This window comes from Mycobacterium spongiae (assembly GCF_018278905.1).
Classification (GTDB): Bacteria; Actinomycetota; Actinomycetes; order Mycobacteriales; family Mycobacteriaceae; genus Mycobacterium; species Mycobacterium spongiae.
On record NZ_CP046600.1, the window covers coordinates 1,449,757 to 1,466,177 of the forward strand.

A 16,421-nucleotide genomic window follows, 5' to 3' on the forward strand; every position below is an offset into this window, starting at 1 on the left:
AGACTGTGCCAGGCCGCGACCGGACGCTCCGATCAGTTATCCACAGAACCGCCACTGCGACCGGTCTCGCCGCTATCGGAGTCGCTACCGTCGATGTCGCGGTTCCGCCCGAGTTCGGCGATTGCCTCGTCGATACCGCTGGTGTCGCCACCGATGATGCGGTCGATGAACGCCGCTGGGTCATCGAGATCCTCAGCCGCAGGCAACAGGTCTGGATGCTGCCAAATCGCGTCGCGAGCGTCCATGCCGGCGGCTTGAGTAAGCCGTTCCCACAGCGTTGCGGCCTCTCGCAGCTTGCGCGGCCGTAGTTCCAGACCGACCAAAGTTGCAAATGTTTGTTCGGCTGGGCCGCCACTGGCGCGGCGCCGGCGCAGCGTTTCGCTGAGCGCGGCTTCACCCGGAATCCGCTCGCCCAGTGCTGCGGTGACCACGGTCTGTACCCACCCCTCGATCAAGGCAAGCAGTGTCTCGAGGCGCTCCAGCGCCTGGGTCTGGCTGGGCGTGGCCTTCGGCTCGAACACTCCTTGGCTCAGCAGCTGTTCCATGGCCGCCGGATCGGCCAGCGTCGCGGGATTGAATTCGCGGGCGAGTTCCTCGATTCCCGTCATGTCGATCTTCATCCCCATGGCGTAGGCCTCGACGGCTCCTAGCAGTTGGCTCGCCAGCCAGGGGACGTGGCTGAACAGCCGATGATGCGCGGCCTCACGGGCGGCCAGGAACGTCAAGATCTCGCTGCGCGGCTCCTCCAGACCCGCGGCGAAATTTTCAACGGCATCCGGCAGTATCGCCGCCACACCAGGGGGGCCTAGCGGCAGACCGATGTCGGTCGATGTCAACACCTCGCGCGATAAGTGACCCAGCGCCTGCCCTAGCTGCGAACCGAACGCTAGGCCGCCCATCTGCGACATCATCGACAGCAGGGGGCCAGCCATCGTCTTGGCTTCCTCCGGCAGCGACGAGACCCACACTGAAGAAATCTGCTGGGCCATGGGGTCGCACAGCCGCTTCCATGTCTCCAGGGTGTTGTCGACCCAGTCGGTGGGGCTCCAGCCGACCGCGTTTGTGGTGCCGGCGGGCAACGCGGTGGTCCCGTTGAGCCACGTGTCGGCCAGGTGAACCGCGTCGCCGATGGCCGACTTCGTCGTGTCCGCGATGGGAGCGGTGGCACCGATCGAGCTGGACGCGACCTGTCGGGCCAACGCGTAGTTGACCGGACCGGAGTCTTTTCCGGCTGCCATCGCAGTGCCGAAGCCGCCGAACATCTCGCCCAGGCGGGTGAAGAGTTGTCCCAGGTCGGCCATATCGAAGTCGCCGCTGATCCCGAATGAGCCCAACGGATTGGCGCCCGAGCCGGAGCCGGAATCGTCGTCGCGGCGTTTGTCGCGCTCGGGGTCGTCTCCGGAAGAGAAGCCGAAGGGCAGGTCAGCCATACCCCTAACCGTACCCACCCTGGGAATAGAAAGTGCGATTCGCGATCACGCTTGCAGCTAAACGAGCCTTGACGGGTCCGTCTATTCTATGCGGCGTGAACAGGCGGATTTTGACTTTGATGGTCGCGCTGGTGCCGATCGTGACGTTTGGTGTGCTGCTCGCGGTGGTGACGGTGCCGTTTGTGTCACTGGGGCCAGGTCCCACTTTCAATACGCTCGGCGAGGTCGACGGCAAACAAGTGGTTCAGATCGAAGGAACCCAGACCTACCCCACTTCGGGGCACCTCAACATGACGACGGTGTCCCAGCGGGACGACCTGACCTTGGGCCAAGCATTGACACTGTGGCTCTCTGGTCAAGAACAGCTGGTACCGCGCGACCTCGTCTACCCACCTGGCAAGTCGCGGGAGCAGATCGACAAGGAGAACAGCGCCGACTTCGCGCAGTCCGAGGACAGTGCCGAGTACGCCGCTTTGGGGTACCTGAAGTATCCGTCGGCAGTAACCGTGGCAAAGGTCAACGATCCAGGTCCCTCGGTGGGCAAGCTGAAGTCCGGTGATGCCATCGACGCCGTTGATGGCACCCCGGTGGCCAACATCGAGGAATTCACCACGATGTTGCGTAACACCACGCCCGGTCAGGTCGTGACGATCGACTACCGCCGGAAGAACGAGCCCGCCGGCGTCGCGCAAATCACACTCGGCGAAAACGAAGATCGTGACCACGGCTTCATGGGTGTCGCGGTCCTGGACGCGCCGTGGGCGCCGTTTGTCGTTGATTTTCACCTCGCCAACATTGGCGGGCCGTCGGCCGGGCTGATGTTCAGCCTGGCGGTGGTCGACAAACTCACCACCGGCGATCTGGTCGGCTCTACCTTCGTCGCAGGCACCGGCACAATCTCGCTGGACGGCAAGGTCGGACCGATCGGCGGCATTACTCACAAGATGTCTGCCGCCCACGAGGCCGGTGCGACCGTCTTCTTGGTGCCGGCGAAGAACTGCTTCGAGGCGTCCGCTGACAACCCACCTGGCCTGCGCCTGGTGAAAGTCGAAACTCTAGGCCAAGCGGTGGACGCGTTGCACGCGATGACGGCGGGAGCGCCGACGCCGAGTTGCTAGCCATCCGGCGACGATGCACACCACAACCTGCGCGCGGCGATGCGTACAGTTGTGACCGTCTAGAGAAATCCCTAGACATGGGCAGCGACCGGCCCGGAGACGCCCGGGAGAAGGTCGCCAGTCCGATGAGCGTCAGCCAAGACGAGCAGGGAGCGTAGCTAGTGGGGATGCGGCCCGCTGCAAGGATGCCGAAACTGACACGGCGTAGCCGGATTCTGATCGCGATCGCACTGGGTGTGATCGTGTTGCTGCTCGCGGGACCCCGCCTGATCGACGCTTACGTCGATTGGCTGTGGTTCGGCGAGCTGGGTTACCGCTCGGTGTTCACCACCGTGCTGGTTACTCGCATCGTGGTGTTCCTCGTCACCGGGCTGGTCGTCGGCGCCATCGTGTTCGCCGGACTCGCCCTGGGCTACCGCACCCGTCCGGTTTTCGTCCCGAACAACGACAACGACCCCGTGGCCCGGTATCGCACCCTGGTGTTGGCGCGGCTGCGGCTAGTGGGCATCGGTGTCCCCGCGTTCATCGGCTTGCTGGCCGGCATCGTCGCCCAGAGCTACTGGGTTCGGATCCAGCTGTTCCTGCACGGTGGTGACTTTGGGGTCACCGATCCCCAGTTCGGCAGGGATCTAGGCTTTTACGCATTCGAGTTGCCGTTCTACCGCCTAGTGCTCAGCTACCTTTTCGTTGCGGTGTTCTTGGCCTTCTTGGCGAACCTGGCAGCGCATTACATCTTCGGGGGCATTCGGCTGTCCGGGCGGACCGGCGCGCTGAGCCGCTCTGCTCGCATCCAGCTGGTCAGTCTGGTCGGGATCCTGGTGCTACTCAAAGCCGTTGCCTACTGGCTGGATCGGTATGAGCTGCTTTCACACACACGGGGCGGTAAGCCGTTCACCGGTGCGGGGTACACCGATATCAACGCGGTGCTACCGGCCAAGCTGATCCTCGTGGCCATCGCAGTCATTTGCGCGGCCGCAGTGTTCTCCGCGATCGTCCTGCGGGACTTGCGGATTCCGGCCATCGGGTTGGTCCTATTGCTGCTGTCGTCGTTGATCATTGGCGCCGGTTGGCCGTTGATTGTCGAGCAGATCAGCGTCAAACCCAATGCTGCGCAAAAGGAAAGCGAATACATCAGCCGAAGCATCACTGCGACGCGGCAAGCGTACGGCCTCACGTCGGACGTCGTGACGTATCGCAACTACCCCGGCGACAGCCCCGCGACGGCGCAGCAGGTCGCCGCCGATCGGGCAACCACGTCGAACATCCGGCTACTCGACCCGACCATCGTCAGCCCGGCGTTCACCCAGTTCGAGCAGGGGAAGAACTTTTACTACTTTCCGGATCAGCTATCGATCGACCGCTACGTCGACGGTGGCGGTAACCTGCGCGACTATGTCGTTGCCGCCCGCGAACTCAACCCGGACCGGTTGATCGACAACCAGCGGGACTGGATCAACCGCCATACGGTGTATACCCACGGAAACGGGTTCATCGCCTCACCCGCGAATACGGTACGCGGCATTGCCAATGACCCGAATCAGAACGGGGGCTATCCGGAATTCCTGGTCAATGTCGTTGGTGCCAAGGGCACCGTGGTGTCCGACGGTCCGGCACAGCTCGACCAGCCGCGGATCTACTACGGACCGGTGATCTCCGACACGTCCGCCGATTATGCGATCGTCGGAAAGAACGGCGACGACCGGGAATACGACTACGAGACCAACGTCGACACCAAGCGCTACACCTACACCGGCAGCGGTGGGGTCGCGGTCGGCGGTTGGCTATCCCGGAGTGTGTTCGCAGCGAAGTTCGCGGAACGAAATTTCTTGTTCTCCAATGTGATTGGCTCAAACAGCAAGATCTTATTCAACCGGGACCCGGCGCAGCGGGTGGAGGCGGTGGCTCCGTGGCTGACCACGGACAGTGCCGTGTATCCCGCGATCGTCAGCAAGCGGCTGGTGTGGATCATCGACGCATACACCACATTGGACAACTATCCGTATTCCGAGCTGACCTCGTTGTCCTCGGCAACGGCGGATTCCAACGAAGTGGCGTTTAACCGGCTTGCGCCCGACAAGAAAGTTTCCTATATCCGCAATTCGGTGAAGGCGACGGTGGATGCCTACGACGGCACCGTCACGCTCTACCAGCAGGATGAACAAGATCCGGTGCTCAAGGCCTGGATGCAGGTGTTTCCCGGCACGGTCAAGCCCAAGAGCGATATCACGCCGGAGCTCGCCGAGCACCTTCGCTATCCCGAAGACCTGTTCAAGGTGCAGCGGATGCTGTTGGCGAAGTACCACGTCAACGATCCGGTGACGTTCTTCTCGACGTCGGATTTCTGGGACGTTCCGCTGGATCCGAATCCGACGGCCAGCAGCTATCAGCCGCCGTACTACATCGTCGCGAAAAACATTGCCAAGAACGATAGTTCGGCGGCGTTCCAGCTGATCAGCGCCATGAACCGATTCAAGCGCGACTATTTGGCCGCCTACATCAGCGCCAGTTCCGACCCGGCAACGTACGGCAAGATCACGGTGTTGACCATCCCCGGACAGGTCAACGGACCGAAGCTGGCCAATAACGCGATTACCACCGACACGGCGGTGTCTCAGGACCTCGGCGTAATTGGGCGCGACAACCAAAACCGGATCAAGTGGGGCAATCTGCTAACGCTGCCGTTGGCCGAGGGCGGCTTGCTGTACGTCGAGCCCGTGTACGCGTCGCCGGGGTCCAGTGACGCCGCATCATCGTATCCGCGGCTGATCCGCGTGGCGATGATGTACAACGACAAGATCGGCTACGGTCCCACCGTCCGCGACGCGCTGACCGAGTTGTTCGGGCCCGGTGCCGGTGCGACGGCTACCGGGATCGCGCCCGCCGAGGGCGCTGCCTCGCCGAAGCCGCCAGCGAGTCCGCCCCCGCCGCCGGCGGGTGCGCCGGCTACCCAGTCGCCGCCGACGGCGGTGCCTCCGGCTCCTGACGGGTCGGCGACTTCGGCCACTTTGTCTCCCGCCAAAGCCGCTGCGCTACAGGAGATTCAGGCTGCGATCAGCGCGGCGCGGGCCGCGCAGAAGAAGGGCGATTTTGCTGCCTACGGGTCGGCTCTGCAGCAACTCGACGACGCCATCACCAAGTTCAACGACTCGAACTAGGGGTGCGTGCGGCAGCGCGGTAGTCGGCCGGCGTAGCTATCGTTGCTGCATCCGGCGGGCGACCTCGCCATAGCGCTCGAAGCGCTCGCCGTCGCCGAGGGCGTTGTACAGCACCAGGCGCGTCGCGATTTGGCCGTACTTGGCGGACAGCGCGTCCGCCAACCCGTCCCAGGTCGACTCCGTGGCAAAGGCGGCGATGTGCTCGTCGGTGATCTGGGCCGCCATGCCGGCGAAGTCACCGGCCTTCTGCCGCTCCCGAATACGCGCGGTTGTCCCCTCAAACCCGGCCTCATCCCAGATGAACGCATAGTTGGGCGTGCTTCCGTAGAAGGCCAAACTCGCTCGGACAACCTCGCGTTCGCGATCGCGCTCCTCGTCGCTGTCGCCCGTGATGGTCATCGCCGGCACGATGACGGCGACGTCTGCCGGTGAACGGCCCGCTTTCGCCGCGCCTGCGGCGACGTTGGGTACGACGTGGCGGGTGAGATAGCCGGGCTCGCCGATGGGATGGACGTGCACTCCGTCGGCCACTTCGCCGGCCATCCGCAGCATCCAGGGGTTCACCGCGGCAATATCGACCTTGGGATCGGGTGTGGCAATGGGTCCGGGGCTCCACTGTGGAGTCATGAAGTCGAGGTCATAGAACTCACCATGGTGGTCGAGCGCCCCCGTTCGGAAAGCGCTGAAGCACGCCTTCACGGCGAGCACGTAGTCGCGCAGCCGCGGACCGGGGCGGTCGAAGGCCACACCGTATCGGCGCACCACGTGGGTGCGTACCTGGGTGCCGAGGCCGAGCCGAAACCTCCCGCCGGTCGCTTCCTGGAGCTCCCACGCGGTAGCCGCCGTCACGAAGGGACTGCGTGGGAATGCCACGGCGACCCCGGTGGACAGATCGAGGTTCGGCGCGGCTTGCGATGCTACGGCGGCATTCAGATATGCCGTACGCCCGGCTTCGGTGAACAGCAGGCCCGAGAACCCCGCGGTCTGGGTGCGCCTGGCCAGGTCACCCATCTGACCTAGCGGTTGCGGAATGATCATGACGTCGCTGTCCACGGCGGCCAGTATGCCGGAAGTCAGCCTCAGGGACGCCGCTGATCTGGCTTGTTCTGGCCGTGAGACCCGCGATTTGGCGAGCTTCGCCGCTGTTCGGTAACCTGGCATTCACCGACGCGGGGTGGAGCAGCTCGGTAGCTCGCTGGGCTCATAACCCAGAGGTCGCAGGTTCGAATCCTGTCCCCGCTACTAGCGGAAATGGCTCTCAGGCGCAAGCCTGGGGGCCATTTTCTATGGCTGTGGGAACACCCTTGGGAATATTTGCAAAGCTAACGATAGTGGAGCACCCATGTGGCCTGGTCCGTGGGAGCGCGACCATCGGGTTTTTCATTCTGGCGGCATACATCGTCCACTGGACCGTCAAGACATCCGGCGTCGCCGCTATTGGTCGCGCGAGCGATGCGTTGGTTGCTAACAGGCTTGCGCACGATGCCCCGCCTCGCGGTGAGTTGTTCCCCCGATCCTCGTCGTTAGAATCGCGAGGATGCGACCGTGTCAGTCGCGGGTCGATGTCGACAAACTGCAAGCCGTGGCCAGCCAATTGAGTCAGCCAAGCGCCGCCCCGGCGGCCTTAACCCCACCCTCGCCAGGCGCGCCGTTTCAGCCCACCACATCCGCGATGGGCACTGCCGGCTCCGCGACGAACTGCTCAACTCGTGGCGCTTCGACTCGAGGCTCGAAGCCTGGGTGATCATCGAAGATTGGCGCCACGACTACAACGCCAACAGGCCCCACACCGCCCACGGTGAACTCACACCAACCGAGTTCGCCCGACAATGGGCCACGGCCCACCCAACCCAAGCCGCATAGCGGCACCACCAAACGAGTCCCTCTCCCGTACGCCCGTCTGGATTACCCACTGACAGTGAAGATTTGAGATCGGCGGTGTGAGACAGGTGTGATCCGCGGCGACCTGGGATGATAGGCGCGGGGAAGGGTCGCGCGTGGGCGTCTCTAGTTGTTGGTCGAGGACCGATGAGGCGGCACGCTCCACACGCCATCCAGTTCGTGCCTACATTACTTCTGTTGGGTCGGCGATCCAGCTGACGCCGTATTGGGGCAGTTCCAATGTATCGCCATTGCCACGGCTATCGGGTGGTAGGGGTAGGACCGCGAAATGCCCTGGGATGCTGAGTGCTTCGCAGCCAGTTTCCCAGTTCGCACACCAGATTCCCAGTGCCACAGGCGCATAGAACCGCGACGTGGTGGTGGTATAGAAGTCGAATCGCGCTACCTTCTGCCTGGTTCCATCCGGTTCTGCCACAGCCGCGGATCGGGTGGTTTGGGCGTTGTACGACGAGGGCGACCACTGGCAGACCTCATAGCAACGACCAAATGACGAAAACGGTGCGATGTCGACCGCAAGCGGCACCTGAAGCTGTGGATCGGCGAAGAAGAGCGACTCCAGCGGCAAACGGCGATGCCCTACCCACTCCGCCACGCGGATCGATAGGGGCTTGAAGCGTGACCGGTATCCCACTGCACAAATGCAGACCACGTGATCCTGATCGGGATCGAATCGGTCACCCAGGTGTTTGATGACGCTGCTCTGGTCGGCGCCGGGGCCGATCCAACAAGTGGCTACCCCAATTCGGGTGGCGTCTAGCACCACCTTTTGGAGATTGCGGCCGACGTCGATGAGCGCTAGGCGGTCGTAGCTTCGCGGTGCTATCGCGACGAGGAACTCGTGCGCGCCGACCCCTGGCCATACCGTCAACGGAGCTGCGACGTACTCGAAACGAATCGGGCTGGTACCGATCAGACTGTCGTGCCTCGTGTACTTGCTAACCGCGGCCATCAATTCGGCGCGGTCGGTCACTGTGAGATCACGGCTCTGGAAGGAGTGGCAAGAGCGTCGCGAGCGGATCAGGTCAAAGGTGTCGAGGTCATCCATGCGGTTTGGCAGCCGCTCGCGGGGGCGTAATCCCCATTTCACGGTGATGACGTCGAAGGCCGCGATGGTCAGTAACAGCAGACCTATCGCTAGCGGCAGCCAGAACAGAAACACCGGCCAGGCTCCGACCAGCCATCCAACAGCGGCGACAACCAAGAACGCGACCGCGACGTTTGCTGTGACGAGGTACTGAAGCCAGCCCGTGAACTGCAGCCTGAGCTTCACACTCCACAACACCGAGCGCCGCGACTTCTCGGTCGGGTATGCGTCGTGTTCGCTTGGTTGCAGTTCTGGCTGAGTCATCGTCAACCTCCCATTCTGGTTCCGGAGAGCTAGCATCTAGCCTATCACCTAGTGCAAGTAGCTACTTGCATTAAGTGGTAGGCTAGGTGCTAGTTAATGCGGACACGAGGTCCGGAGGGGCATGCCCAGACAATTGCGCCAGTCATGTTGCACGGCCTGTGGACCCGCACCGCAGCCACAAAGCTCGTATCAGAACTTGACCCAAAAGCCCTTGTCGCCGCCTTCCTTAATGGCCATCACGCCAGCTGACGACACCGACACCCGGTGATCATCCGAGACGGGAAGTGATACGTCTCGGAATGTCTAGTAATGAGATCTGGCGCAGGATGTCAGCGACGGTGGCTCCTTGGCGAGGGGGCGGGGGGATGTGGCGTGCCGGGCCGGCGGCGGTTGGCTTCGAACACATTGGCGAACAGGCCTGCTGGCGTAGGCTGGATCCCTGCACACGGGGCTCGTTCCGCGAGAGAGGACAAGCCCGGCCTCACAGCCTGAGCACCCGCCCAGCGATGACCAGGTGTACCTCGTCGCAGACAGCTGCCACGCGTTGGTTGATGGTGCCGAGCAAATCCCGAAACAGCACGCCCGAACGATGAGCGGGTACCACACCGAAGCCGACCTCATTTGTCACCACGATCGCATCGGACAGCCCGGTCAGCGCCTCGCACAGCCTTTCGAGCTGACCGTCCACAGCGGCATAGACGTCAGCGGTGCCAGCATCCCACAATGCCTCGCGGTCCATCAGGGCCGTCAGCCAGGTGCCCAGGCAGTCCACCAGGACCGGACCCTGCCTCGCCGACAAAACCGCTGCGACGTCTGCGGTTTCAATCGTCAGCCAGGTCGATGGGCGACGGGCGCGATGCCGTGCGACGCGGGAATCCCAGTCGGGATCGCTGCCATCGGCGGGACGGCCCGCAGCGATGTACGCAACTTCGGTGGCGTCGGCCAACAGTGCTTCAGCGTGCGTGGACTTTCCGGAGCGGACGCCGCCGGTGACCAGTATCCGCATCGCGTCATCGTAAGCAGGGCGTTCTCGGGTACCGGCAACTGCCCGGGCGGCCGTTCGGCGACATCGACGAGCCCGGGCCCGGTCGGAACATCCGCGGCATTCCGGGTTTCGTTGCCGGGCAATCGATGAGGTCAACGCGGGTAGGATCTGCACCACCAGAGTCCGGCCATGTCACAGACGCTGAGGTCAGCGCCGAAGGAGAAATCCCATGCCCCATCAGAGCCAAGCAGAGCGCATGACATCGGGCAGAGGATTTGTTGCAGCGCTGGATCAGAGCGGCGGTTCCACCCCAAAGGCGCTGCGCCTGTACGGCATCGGGGATGGTGCCTACTCGTCTGAGAAGGAGATGTTCGACCTCATTCACCAGATGCGGTCGCGAATCGTCACCTCCCCGGCGTTCACCGGGGATCGGATCGTGGCGGCGATCCTCTTCGAGCAGACCATGGACCGCCACATCGATGGCAGACCGGCTACGGCATATTTGTGGGACACCAAGGGCGTGGTGCCGATCCTCAAGATCGACAAGGGCCTTGCCGAGGCATCCAACGAGGTGCAACTGATGAAGCCGATACCAGGCCTGGACGACCTGCTGCGGCGCGCGGTGAGCAACGGGGTCTTCGGAACCAAGGAGCGCTCGGTCATCGGTGGTGCCAACGCCGAGGGCATCGCAGCGGTGGTCGCCCAGCAATTCGAGGTGGCGCGTCAGGTGCTGTCGCACGACCTGGTGCCCATCCTCGAACCCGAGGTCAGCATTTCGATCTCCGACAAAGCGCAGGCCGAAGATATCTTGCGTGAGGAAATCACCACGCAGCTCGAGACTGTGCCGGAGGGCCAGCGGGTGATGCTCAAGCTGAGTCTGCCGACCAAGGCTAATCACTACCAGCCCCTGGTTGCCCATCCGAAGGTTATGCGGGTGCTGGCGCTCTCGGGAGGCTACTCCCGCGAACAGGCTGTCGAGCTGCTGGCCGAAAACACCGGGGTGATCGCCAGCTTCAGCCGAGCCCTGACCGAAGGGCTTGCGGTCGACCAGTCCGACGAGCAGTTCAACGCCACATTGGACAATGCCATCCAGTCGATCTTCGACGCCTCGGTCGCCGGATGACGGCTTGGCAGACCACCGACGAGATGCTGGATCCGTCGGCGGCAACGACCTTCATCGCGCCGCCGCCGGCATAGGATTGCCTGGTGTCGGTTGCGCTGCTTCGTGAGATGTTCGATCGGATGGTTGTCGCGAAGGATGCCGAGCTGATCGAGCACTACTACGACCCCGACTTGGTGATGTGTTCCAACGGGCTCAGCCAGACTTTCGGCGAATTCCGCGACGCGCACCGCGAGCTCTACGCCACGCCGATCGCTTACGCGGTCGAGTATGACGAGGACGCGTGGGTGGAGGCACCGGACAAGGTCGCTGGTCGGGTGTGGATCACGACATCTCGACCCGACGAGCAGCCGACTCGGATCGAGGTCGTGCTCATCGCGAGCTACCGTAACGGCCGAATACACCGGATCTGGGAGACGACCTGGCCAAGTTGGCGAGACATCGCCGCATTGGAAGATTACTGATCAGAATCGGTCTAATACTGCTTTCTCACAGCGAGTTTCGCGGCGAGCGAACCCTTTGATCTGCGTTAATGCTGGCGCGAGAGCGGGGACGTGGCTAACTGGACGGCCGCGGCTGCGGCGAACCACGTCGGCGTGTGGTGGCGTTATGGTTCTGTAATCCGCAGATTCGGCGAATCACCGTTATCAGTACTTCACTTCGGGCTAAACTCGGCAGTATCCGGAATGCGGCAGCGTAGCCGCGTCGAAGGGGGAGCGGCGATGAGTGCTCGAAGGCCCACTCGGGACAGTGAGCCAGGCCAATTGCCCCATGACTTGCCGCCGAGCCGCACCCTGACCGTCCGTGCGCCGGACGGCGTTCCGCTGCACACGCAAGTGTTTGGGCCACCCGACGGCTATCCGATTGTGCTGACACACGGGATTACCTGTGCCATCCGGGCCTGGGCCTACCAGATCGCCCACCTCGCCCATGATTTCCGGGTGATCGCCTTCGACCATCGCGGCCACGGGCTCAGCGGTGTTCCGCGGCGCGGCGGCTACAGCCTCAAGCACCTTGCGTCCGACCTGGATTCGGTGCTCGACGCAACGCTGGCCCCCCATGAGCGCGCCGTGGTGGCCGGACATTCTATGGGCGGAATCACCATCGCCGCGTGGTCGGCACGCCATCGCCACAAAGTTCACCGGCGCGCGGACGCCGTTGCGTTGATCAACACCACGACCGGGGACCTGGTGCGCAAAGTCAAGCTGTTGCCGGTTCCTCGGGAGTTGTCGGCGGTGCGGGTCCTCGCTGGCCGAGGTCTGGTCAACGCGTTTGGCGGGTTCCCGATCCCGGGTGCAGCCCACCTGCCGAGCCGGCGCATGATCTCGATGCTGGCCGTCGGAGACGATGCGCACCCGAGCGCCGTCAGGTTGGTATGGGAGCTGTTTGCCCAGACATCACCGGCCGGACGCGGGGGTTGCGCGAGGATGCTCGTCGACGAACTGGGATCGCGCCACCTCAGCCTGGACGGTCTGACGGTGCCCACCCTGGTCATTGGTGGTGAACGTGATCGGCTCACACCACTGAGCCAGTCCCGCCGGATTGCCGACGCCGCGCCCAACGTCGTCGGCCTGGTAGAGCTGCCTGGCGGGCACTGCTCGATGCTGGAACAGCACCACGAGGTGAACCGTCACCTGCGCGCGCTGGCCGAAGCGGTGACTCGACGCGATCCGGTGCGGCGGATCAGCTCATAGCAGCGCGGCGATTTCCGTGGCGGCGCGTTGACCGGATCTGACGGCGCCGTCGAAATACCCGGTCCACTCGTCTGCGGTTTCGGTTCCGGCCCAATGGATGGGTCCGACCGGCTCGCGCAGCCACCGCCCGTATTTGGTCCACGACCCCGGAGGCACTGCGGCTGTCGGGCCTCCAGGGGCGAACTGCTCTGTACCCCAACGATAATCAATATAGTCAAGGGGTTTGAGCGCGGGATTGCCGAATAGCGCTGCGAAGCAGCGCAACACCTGGTGGCGGCGCTGCTCAGTGGGCAGCGAGTCGAACGTGCGAGCGTCGACGAACCCCATCAGCACGCCTGGTCCGTCGGCGTTCGCGCTCACGTCAAAGGTGATGAATACCGGCCCCCCGTCAGACAGTGCCTGACCGGAGAATCCATTGGCGCGCCAAAACGGGGTGGAGTAGACCGCATAGGCCTTGCTGAGCCGGCCTTGCGGCCAGTGCGTGGCAAGCTGTTCGTACTCGGCGGGCAGCGGTGGATTGAACGCGATGGCAGCCCGATGGGCCGGTGGGATCGCAACGATCACGAACCCTGCCTCGGTTTGGCCCTGATCAGAAAGAACTGTCACGCCGGCACCATGTCGGTCGATGCGACGCACCGGTGCGCTAAGGACCACCCGCTCTCCGAGTTCGGCCGCGACTGCGAGGGCGATTCGCTGGGTCCCTCCTGGAACGAGGTCCTGCTGGGCACCATCTGCGACGTCAAGCAGCCGGTCCAGGCCTCCGGCAGCTCGCACGTAGCGGGTCGCGTGCAGCATCGAAACATCGTCGGGCTCGCAACCCCACGTCACCCGGGCCATGACGGCCATCAGGTCTCGCGAAGAGGCTGTGGCTCGCGTCGAACGCAACCACTCCCCGAGGGACACGTCGTCGAGTTCGTGGGCGCGCCGGGCCGTCCAGGGAGCGGCCACGGGGACGCTGCGGGCAAGGCGTTCAAATTGCCAACGCAACCGACCGATGTCGATGAGCCCGGTCAGCGACAGTCTGGGGATGGTGCCGCGATAGCTGCGCGCACTGCCGCGCCACCAGATCACGCTCTTTCCGTCGTTGTGGGTCGGGCGTGTCGGGATCGCGAGCTCGGCCGCTAGCTTGAGCACCGCGTCTTGGGTGGGGCCAAGGAAAGACCCGCCCATATCCGCAGGTAGTCCCGCTACGCTGGCAGTCAACGAACGGCCGCCCACTCGGTCGCGGCCCTCGAAAACCACCACGTCGTGACCTTGTCGCGTCAGCTCGCGGGCTGCGGCCAGCCCCGCGAAACCGGCGCCCACCACGACAACATCGACGCTCGACGGCGGGTTCGTCACTCCTACAGTCAACCGCATTTTGGCGGTTGACTGTAGGACAAATCGCCCCGCTCGCGCGGCTGGGGCTAGGGCTAGGGCGCCATGGTCAACCAGTCGGTGAACCCGGACGGGTCGTGGCGGCCCAGCGCCCCATGCTCGTAGAGGCCCCAGCCCTCCACCGGATCTCCGCTCCCGTCGCGGCACACCGCGCGGCCGACGTGGTCGATGACGCCGAAACCCGACCGGGCAATGATCGCTGGGTCGGTCATGTCATAGGTGAGTCGTTCGACGAATTTCTCGCCTTTCCACATGCCGTGTAACCAGTCCGAATCGCCGCCGTAGCCGCCACCGACGTGGGTCGGCACGGCCAGTTTGGACTCCACGTCGAAGTGCACCGGGGCGCCATCGCCGCTGGTCGCCTCGATGGTCGCCCCAGTCGGGATCCGGGTGCCGGAGCGGTAGTGGATCCTGACCCGCGGCCACCCCAATTGTTCGACAGTTCCGTCGCGCCATATCCGCGTGCAGTCGTTGAGCGAGCGGAACCCGCTCGGTTCCTCCTGGATGATCAACACGACGGCGAAATCGTCGAATGCCATCGGCAGGTACAGCCACCACATCCCCTCGAAGGGCGGGTCGGCGGGCCGGCCCGCCGGCTCGGCCTCGCCTACCGGTCGGATGCCCCAGGACCGGTCCCGGCTGCCGAGCCACGTCGCCGGATCGACAACGATCTCTTCGCCGTCGACAACAATGTGCCCACTCCACGCGCCGAGCTGGGCGAAGCGCTGCGCATCCAGCGTCACCCGGTTTCCGGAACGCAGGATGTGTGGCTGTTCCTGGACGACGTCGAACAGCCCGTCCCAGGTGAGATCGGCAGCGATGCCCTCTGTTTCGTCAAGGAGGAGCCGCAGTTTATGCAACGGCTCGATGACCTCGACGCGGTAGCCGTTGACGTGCTGGTGTAGTCGATCGGAGTCAATGGCGTCGGATAGGTGCACCGCGGTCTGTGTGTCCCCGCGACGGATCAGCACGAATGCGTCCTTCACACCCAGGTTGGGGTAGTAGCCAATGCCGCTGATCAGGAAGATGTTCCCGGTGCGGTCGTGGGCGTTGAAGTAGGAGCGGTCGTAGAAGTTGCGGTCGGAGGAGCCCGGCCACGCGATCGGCTGGGGAAGCTGATGTACCGGGTACTCGTCGAGCGGTCCGAGCATTACTGATCCTCTCCAATAAGGCGCTTCATCAATCCGGCATGATAGAAAAGGGATTCGCAATCGTCGGGTTTCTCGATCTCGCCGAAGTGCACCCGGCGCGCGCCCGTACGCATGAACACGCAGGCCCACATGGCCCCGGCATACACATAAAACCAGTGCAGGTCACCAAGTGTCACGCCGGTGAGCTGCTGGTAGGTGGCGCGCACGTCCTCTTCGCGCATCAACTCCGGTAACCCCGGCAGCGTCGCCTGAGTAGCGATTTCCTGAAATACCATGTGCGCAAATGTCATCCACGCAACGTCGAGCTCGCGTGGGCCGAGCGTCACCATTTCCCAATCCAGCACCGCCACTGGCTGAAAGTCGCGGTACAAGACGTTGCCCATTCGCGCGTCGCCCCAGAGCAACACCGACTCTCCCGCCGCCACATCATCCGGCCAATGGGCTTGTAGCCAGCTGAAAGTTCGTTCCAGTAGGGGAGATCGACCAAGCGCCGACACGGCGAAGTCGTACCAGGTCGTTACCCAGTTGAAGTGTTGGTGTAGTGCAGTGCCGCTACCGCGCCCCTCGGTTAGGAAACCAAAGGTCTTCTGGGCATTAGGGATTGAATGCAACGTTGCCAACACTGTGACGGTGGCATCCTGTAGCTGGCGCTGGCGCTCGGCGGGAGCGTCGGCAAACCAGTTGTTGCCGAACGTGTACGGCAAGACATCGGGAGGTACGACTCCCTCCACATAGTCCATCAGGAAGAAGGGCTTCCCTAGGACATTTCCGGTGGGCTCGATCCAGCGCACCCGCGGCACGGGAACGTCGGTCATTTCGCCGACACGGCGGATCACCTCGAACTGGTGATCAAGGTGATATGTCGGGAACACGGGCACGTCGTCGGCGGCCGGCGCCACCCGCGCAACCAGTTTCTGCTCTATCGAGCGCCCATCCTCCTGCCACCGCGCGGTCAAGATGATGGTTTCCGACGACATTCCCGTGGCGTCCACGCCACTTTCCACGGTCACCTCGGGCGTCGGCCCGCCGGGCAAGACGCTCGAGAGCCAGCGCGACATCACCGCCGGCAGGGTGGTGACGTCGCGGCTCGAGCGCTGGACGCGGTCGATACTTCCGATCACCGGTTCGTTGGTCACACGCG

At 63.7% G+C, this 16,421-nt stretch carries 12 protein-coding genes, 1 tRNA gene and 1 pseudogene; 7 read left to right on the forward strand and 7 right to left on the reverse strand.

Annotated elements, in window-relative coordinates:
• Nucleotides 1-32: 32 nt before the first annotated feature.
• Complete coding sequence (locus F6B93_RS05890) at nucleotides 33-1,430, reverse strand: zinc-dependent metalloprotease (protein WP_211698260.1); 1,398 nt, start codon at nucleotides 1,428-1,430, stop codon at nucleotides 33-35.
• Nucleotides 1,431-1,525: 95 nt separating this feature from the next.
• Here F6B93_RS05890 and F6B93_RS05895 point away from each other — a divergent pair, with 95 nt between their 5' ends.
• A complete protein-coding gene (locus F6B93_RS05895; protein ID WP_211698261.1) occupies nucleotides 1,526-2,548 on the forward strand; it encodes a YlbL family protein in 1,023 nt (340 codons plus the stop codon).
• Between the two features lie 161 nt (nucleotides 2,549-2,709).
• A complete protein-coding gene (locus F6B93_RS05900) occupies nucleotides 2,710-5,703 on the forward strand; it encodes a UPF0182 family protein (RefSeq protein WP_211698262.1) in 2,994 nt (997 codons plus the stop codon).
• A gap of 36 nt (nucleotides 5,704-5,739) precedes the next feature.
• Here F6B93_RS05900 and F6B93_RS05905 read toward each other — a convergent pair whose 3' ends face one another.
• Nucleotides 5,740-6,756, reverse strand: a complete 1,017-nt coding sequence (locus tag F6B93_RS05905) for a TIGR03617 family F420-dependent LLM class oxidoreductase (protein WP_485020625.1) — start codon at nucleotides 6,754-6,756, stop codon at nucleotides 5,740-5,742.
• Between the two features lie 115 nt (nucleotides 6,757-6,871).
• Here F6B93_RS05905 and F6B93_RS05910 point away from each other — a divergent pair.
• Both F6B93_RS05910 and F6B93_RS05915 read left to right on the forward strand, forming a co-directional pair.
• Nucleotides 6,872-6,945, forward strand: a tRNA-Met gene (locus F6B93_RS05910).
• Between the two features lie 441 nt (nucleotides 6,946-7,386).
• A pseudogene (locus tag F6B93_RS05915) lies at nucleotides 7,387-7,566 on the forward strand (integrase core domain-containing protein); the annotation flags it as partial.
• Nucleotides 7,567-7,768: 202 nt separating this feature from the next.
• Here the strand turns inward: F6B93_RS05915 and F6B93_RS05920 are convergent.
• Together F6B93_RS05920 and F6B93_RS05925 are read right to left on the reverse strand one after the other, a co-directional pair.
• A complete protein-coding gene (locus F6B93_RS05920; protein WP_211698264.1) occupies nucleotides 7,769-8,953 on the reverse strand; it encodes a nitroreductase family protein in 1,185 nt (394 codons plus the stop codon).
• 481 nt (nucleotides 8,954-9,434) lie between these two features.
• Complete coding sequence (locus tag F6B93_RS05925; RefSeq protein ID WP_211698265.1) at nucleotides 9,435-9,959, reverse strand: bifunctional adenosylcobinamide kinase/adenosylcobinamide-phosphate guanylyltransferase; 525 nt, start codon at nucleotides 9,957-9,959, stop codon at nucleotides 9,435-9,437.
• A 208-nt stretch (nucleotides 9,960-10,167) separates the two neighbouring features.
• On the opposite strand from F6B93_RS05925, the gene F6B93_RS05930 reads away from it, so the two are divergent.
• The 3 genes from F6B93_RS05930 (at nucleotide 10,168) to F6B93_RS05940 (ending at nucleotide 12,752) form a co-directional block, all read left to right on the forward strand.
• Entirely contained in the window at nucleotides 10,168-11,061 is an 894-nt protein-coding gene (locus F6B93_RS05930) for a fructose bisphosphate aldolase (protein WP_211698266.1), read from the forward strand.
• 83 nt (nucleotides 11,062-11,144) lie between these two features.
• Nucleotides 11,145-11,522 carry a nuclear transport factor 2 family protein gene (locus F6B93_RS05935; protein WP_211699681.1) on the forward strand — a complete coding sequence of 126 codons (378 nt, stop codon included), beginning with the start codon at nucleotides 11,145-11,147 and terminating at the stop codon, nucleotides 11,520-11,522.
• 258 nt (nucleotides 11,523-11,780) lie between these two features.
• Nucleotides 11,781-12,752, forward strand: a complete 972-nt coding sequence (locus tag F6B93_RS05940; protein ID WP_211698267.1) for an alpha/beta fold hydrolase — start codon at nucleotides 11,781-11,783, stop codon at nucleotides 12,750-12,752.
• On the opposite strand, the gene F6B93_RS05945 is transcribed toward F6B93_RS05940, so the two are convergent.
• The 3 genes from F6B93_RS05945 to F6B93_RS05955 form a co-directional block, all read right to left on the reverse strand.
• Nucleotides 12,747-14,093, reverse strand: coding sequence for a flavin monoamine oxidase family protein (locus tag F6B93_RS05945; RefSeq protein ID WP_211698268.1), 1,347 nt, complete (start codon nucleotides 14,091-14,093; stop codon nucleotides 12,747-12,749). The genes F6B93_RS05940 and F6B93_RS05945 overlap by 6 nt on opposite strands.
• A 71-nt stretch (nucleotides 14,094-14,164) precedes the next feature.
• Complete coding sequence (locus F6B93_RS05950; RefSeq protein WP_211698269.1) at nucleotides 14,165-15,280, reverse strand: Rv3169 family protein; 1,116 nt, start codon at nucleotides 15,278-15,280, stop codon at nucleotides 14,165-14,167.
• Nucleotides 15,280-16,416 (reverse strand): phosphotransferase family protein, encoded by a 1,137-nt coding sequence (locus F6B93_RS05955; protein ID WP_211698270.1) that lies wholly within the window; start codon nucleotides 16,414-16,416, stop codon nucleotides 15,280-15,282. The genes F6B93_RS05950 and F6B93_RS05955 overlap by 1 nt, the downstream gene beginning before the upstream one ends.
• Between the last annotated feature and the right edge of the window lie 5 nt (nucleotides 16,417-16,421).

Coding starts and splice junctions, on each gene's coding strand:
- F6B93_RS05890 (WP_211698260.1), bottom strand. CDS start 1,430: ATGGCTGACCTGCCCTTCGGCTTCTCTTCCGGAGACGACCCCGAGCGC.
- F6B93_RS05930 (WP_211698266.1), top strand. CDS start 10,168: ATGCCCCATCAGAGCCAAGCAGAGCGCATGACATCGGGCAGAGGATTT.
- F6B93_RS05950 (WP_211698269.1), bottom strand. CDS start 15,280: ATGCTCGGACCGCTCGACGAGTACCCGGTACATCAGCTTCCCCAGCCG.
- F6B93_RS05925 (WP_211698265.1), bottom strand. CDS start 9,959: ATGCGGATACTGGTCACCGGCGGCGTCCGCTCCGGAAAGTCCACGCAC.
- F6B93_RS05940 (WP_211698267.1), top strand. CDS start 11,781: ATGAGTGCTCGAAGGCCCACTCGGGACAGTGAGCCAGGCCAATTGCCC.
- F6B93_RS05920 (WP_211698264.1), bottom strand. CDS start 8,953: ATGACTCAGCCAGAACTGCAACCAAGCGAACACGACGCATACCCGACC.